The following is a 476-nucleotide window of genomic DNA, read 5'->3' on the forward strand; positions in this document are numbered from 1 at the left end:
GGAGCCGGATGAGGTGAAAGTCTCAAGTCCGGTTCTGAAGACGAGTAGTTCTGGTGACGGAATTGCTTAGTTTAACACTAGCCTACCAGTACAGATTGAAGCCTACATTCGAGCAGCGACGCTTAATGTCTCGCTGGTTAGAACTGTTGCGTCGCCAGTACAACTACCTGCTAGCAGATCGCTTTGACTGGTGGGAGATGAATCGGTGTCCTGTTAATGCCTGCCCTTTGGTGTGCAGTATTGCTGAACCCAGAGAACAGCCCGAATACTATGGGCAAAAACGCTCTTTGGTCCGACTTAAACAGGAGCGGGAATGGTACGCCGATATTCATGCTGATGTTTTGCACGACATGGTGAAGCGGGTAGACCTCGCATTTGCTCGGTTCGTCAAAGGCGACAAGAACGGCAAACGTAGCGGTAAGCCTAGATTCAAGGGGAAGAATCCCTATCGCACCTTTGCTTATCAGCGAGTCAAG

At 50.2% G+C, this 476-nt stretch carries 1 protein-coding gene; it reads left to right on the forward strand.

Going from position 1 to position 476, the window contains the following annotated elements:
- Positions 1 to 95: 95 nt before the first annotated feature.
- Positions 96 to 476 (forward strand): helix-turn-helix domain-containing protein (locus tag AC0QH1_RS22585; RefSeq protein WP_442957356.1); only part of this gene is annotated, 381 nt, incomplete at its 3' end.

It is taken from the genome of Phormidium sp. CCY1219 (genome assembly GCF_055795085.1).